Raw genomic sequence first — 3,601 nt, 5'->3', positions numbered from 1 at the left:
GAAAAGTTATAACTCCATTATTTTTTTTTATGTAATTATAGACAGGTTTCTCTAACAAATCCACATTACCACCTCCTAAATAATATGCTAACATTTCACTACAATGTTAGCATATTGTTTAGAAAAAATCAACCACAAATAAAACAATATGCTAACAACATGATGGTTTGTTAGCATATTGTTTTCTATTTCGTCGTAAAGACGACTTGATTTTGGTATCACATCAAAGAAGAACAAAGAAAAAAAAAGCCACCCACAAAAAGTGGATGCCCCAATGGTTATCATATCAATATTTCCATTAAGATGGCCAATTAACCTTTCTAGCTTTAGCAGTCTTAAAGCGTTTCTTGTCAACAAGTTTTAGCTCTATTTCTCTACAATTTGTAATTAAGGTGTCGTTGATTTTAAGACTTCTTGGAAAGTATTGGTTCCCTTGTTCACGCGATAATTCAACGGTATAACTAATACCATTACTTAATTTAAAGACCACAAAATAAATATTATCTCTTCTAAATCGTTTGCCAACTTTTCTATTCAAAATACCATCCGTTGTGTAGAATTTACATTCCATCACATGTAACATTTGATAAAGTAATAATGTTCCAACGATTTTGAATTTATTTTCGTTAAACCAACCATTATCAGCCTTATTTAGACGCTCCAATGTCCAATCATCCTTTAATCCTTCAAAAATACTCCCTGCGTTATTAGTTGGTAAATTAACATGATGATCTCTTGATAATCCTAATAAATGGGGAATAGAGGAATTTGGGACAGAAAGAACAATTTCGGGATAGTCCTCCATATTTGTCTGATAAACGTATTTGTACTGAGAAACATATTTCTCAATAGTATTGGCTAGACGAGACATATCGACATTGAGAATATCAATTTCTCCATCAAAGGTCTCGAGCCATTCCAAAGTATATGTCATTCTATTTTTCTCCTAAAAAAGAGAAGGAAGCAGGTGCTTCCTTCTCTTCCACGTATTGAGTTTCACCTCACGCTAGATATGCCCTATCTATTCCTCAAGGGTAGGCAGTCCTGCTATTCTTTTTCTCAACAAACAGTTTGAACTGAGTGCGGAGCCCACAGGCGGGTGCAGACCATATCCACTAGCCCACAAGTAATTTATAACCTTTATTTACTATTATTATACGGGATAATTCCTTATTTGTCAACACCTATGTTCACGCTTAAAGTTTAGATGAGATGATTACTTTGTCCCAAATATCATACAATATTAGGGACAAAAAGACAAGTATTCTAAGATTATTTCGTCGTATAGGCAAAGCTAATCGTACTATCAACTCCTGATAACTTACGGAAGGTATAGTTAGGATTACCATTAACATTGGTCTCTGAGATGAGGAAAGATCCATCTGGGTAAACCTTCTCGACAAAGGCGACATGACCGTATTCTGTTGGCGATCCATGACCTCCTCCCGCAAAGGAAATAATCGCTCCTGCTTTTGGTTGCTTGCCTGTTTCACCACCAAGACGTGCTGCTGTTGCCACCCAATCTTGACCATTCCCCATGGTACTGATGATTGGAATTTTTTCACCATTTCGACCTTTGAGTTTCAAGCCCAATTGGTTGATACGAGCAGCAACTCCCCACGTACATTGCCCATAGGCATACCCCATACCGTCACCCCCACCTGGAACGGAGTTGTCAAAAAGGTCTCCTCGAACCGCTTCTAGCGCTTTTGGATCACTCTGGGCGGTTCCACCATTTGGTTGGCTAAAGCCTTTCTCAATTTGGTAATACCACTCTGTAGCTCTCGTTTGACGTTCTAGGAGTTTATCACCACTATTTCCCTCCCAATAAATGAGAAAGAGTTGGGCAAGACTAGCTGGGCTTCCTGAGTTTTTGAAGAAGCCTTTTAACCAGTTGGTATAGTAAGGATTGTCCCCATTGAGCATAAAATCCAGTTGTAAGCCTAAGTCATACCACTTCTGTTTTTTTCGGTTGGCATACTCTAATAATAAGGTATGTCTGCGTGACCCATCTGCTGTATCTGTCCACTGCCCCAAGCCTAAGCCACGTCTTAGAATATTCGGGTACCTGCCATTATAGATAGCAGGTCCATTAAGGGATAGCCATCCCTCATCGTCCCAAGAACTATCCGTTGCTCCAACAGGAGGAGATAAATAATCACCTTCAGCTCGTTTGGGATTGATAGAGGATTCTACTGACCAGTTTCCTAAAATTGCCGCAATGGCTTGATTGGTCGCTCCTTGACTCTTCAAATACTCATAGATAGCTTTGGCTCTCGCAAACTCATCGCCTCCAAATTGACCAATGGTAGGTAGAATCGTCGTTTGGAGTTGAATGACTTTAGGAAAGTAAAAGGCTGGATTAACGTAAACCAGTTTCTCTGAATCATCGTCAACCTTTTGATAGGTCACTTTAAGACCAGCACCATCCTTGGTTTGACCAATCACTTCTCCTGCTTGGACTTTCTGACCGTCTGTCACTCGACCAGTATGGATATTAAACAAGGTCAATTGAGACTTGTTTAGTCCCTTACCTGACGTAATGATAATGTTCTCTCCCTCTAGGGAAACCTTACCATCCATGGGAGCCACAATCACTTGATTCTCTTTAGCTTCTAGAATGATATGGTGATGAAGGGTTGGCTTGTCATCAATCACCTCATAACCATAACGAACTGTCATGGTAAGCGCGTCATCTTCAGTCTGATTTTGGAAAGGATTATCTAATTCTTGGAGGGCAAGGTAAGTGCCTTCCTCACTTAATTCCTTTAAGTCTTCTCTATCGTCATCAGAGAGTTTGTAGGCAGGCTCCTTGGTCAACTCAAGCATGGATTTTAAAGAATCTCCACCGTTTAAGTCCTGCCAAAGCTGACTGAGATAGGCTTGATAAGTTTTATCCCCTTCTTCCATGACCTCATCTAAAGCATAATCTTGATACTTGAGATTCATAAAGCCCATGACGTCATCAATCTTGGTGTAGTAGGTAATGCCAGTGGGGTTGGTTCGGGTGTTTTCCGCATCTTCCCACGTCATGTGCGTATAGGCTTTTGTCAGTTCACTCTCATCCTGTTGAATGAGAGTAGTTCCTGAAATTCCTATAACAAAACTAATCATCAAAAGCAAGAAAAACAAGAGGCCTGATACGACCCAAGTCATAGGATTAAGGGCAATCGATGAAAAGAAGGTCAGGCTATTCTTAATCGCTTGAATAACCCTTGTTATTCCTGACACACTGTGCCTTCTAGCTTGCTTGAGAAAGGTGTGGTATCGCCTTTTGGGCTTTAGGGGCTTCTGTCGGGTGAACCCTTTCCCCTTTTTAAAGTTCTGATACCGCTCCTTACTATGAGCGACTTTCGTCTTCGTAAACCGAAGACCTGTCTGCCCACTTTTGACAAGGAGTTTTCCTGACTGATAAGTAAATCTCCCATAGCGTCTTCCTTTAATCACAGACTCTTTTAGGGTTCTGATTCCCTCCAAGTCATCATCTTGAGCGACTACATCCAGTGATTCTGAGGCGACATAGCGTAAGCCTCGTTTGACCTTGGTCGAGGGGTTCTTAAACTGATGTGCTTTTTTCAGTTGTTTCACGTCACGCTTAGCT

Annotated in this window: 2 protein-coding genes; both read right to left on the bottom strand. The window is 40.4% G+C overall.

Annotation, left to right across the window (positions count from 1 at the left end; translation table 11 throughout):
* Window positions 1-298 precede the first annotated feature (298 nt).
* On the bottom strand, window positions 299-934 hold the full coding sequence (locus tag J2S23_RS11185) for a hypothetical protein (RefSeq protein WP_024388736.1): 636 nt from the start codon (window positions 932-934) through the stop codon (window positions 299-301).
* A 338-nt stretch (window positions 935-1,272) separates the two neighbouring features.
* Window positions 1,273-3,601: phage tail tip lysozyme (locus tag J2S23_RS11180; protein ID WP_307122781.1), on the bottom strand; the 2,329-nt coding region annotated here is incomplete at its 5' end.

Source organism: Streptococcus moroccensis, assembly GCF_030812835.1.
In the GTDB taxonomy this organism is placed as follows: Bacteria; Bacillota; Bacilli; order Lactobacillales; family Streptococcaceae; genus Streptococcus; species Streptococcus moroccensis.
Note: the sequence above shows the minus strand (reverse complement) of the source record. Positions and strands in the feature narration are given on the sequence as shown.

Bases quoted from the DNA above. Each gene is read 5' to 3' on its own strand.
- J2S23_RS11185 (WP_024388736.1), bottom strand. From the start codon at position 934: ATGACATATACTTTGGAATGGCTCGAGACCTTTGATGGAGAAATTGAT.